The sequence below is a fragment of the Paenibacillus maysiensis genome, assembly GCF_000520815.1.
GTDB classification, from domain to species: Bacteria; Bacillota; Bacilli; order Paenibacillales; family Paenibacillaceae; genus Paenibacillus; species Paenibacillus maysiensis.
This window is the reverse complement of the sequence record NZ_ASRY01000177.1, coordinates 1-376: the sequence shown is the minus strand read 5'-3', so window position 1 is coordinate 376 and position 376 is coordinate 1. Positions and strand designations below refer to the sequence as shown.

1 pseudogene is annotated in these 376 nt (G+C 46.3%); it reads right to left on the bottom strand.

Going from position 1 to position 376, the window contains the following annotated elements:
- Positions 1 to 376: pseudogene (locus L696_RS29480) on the bottom strand (IS3 family transposase); the annotation flags it as partial.

Genomic DNA, 376 nt, shown 5'->3' with positions numbered 1-376 from the left:
GTTTTATGGGGCTTATATTGTGCCACCGTGTAGGTGGAAACGAGCCCTTGCTCTTTCATGATGCGGCCAATGCGACGTCTGGAGACGATCAACCCACGCTCATGGAGCTTCACTTTGATCTTGCGTGTGCCGTAGGCTTTTCGATTCTTGTGAAAGATATCCACAATAGCTTCGGTGACATCGTCTTCAGTGGCTCGTTCTTGGGCGTCGTAATAAAATGTACTTCTTGCGATTTGCAGGACGTCGCACATTGCTGATACCGAGTATTTATCACGATTATTCTGGATGATAGCTACTTTCGTCCCATGATCAGCGCGGCTTGCTTTAAAATATCCACTTCCATTTTAAGACGCTGGTTCTCTTTTTGCAAAGCGAT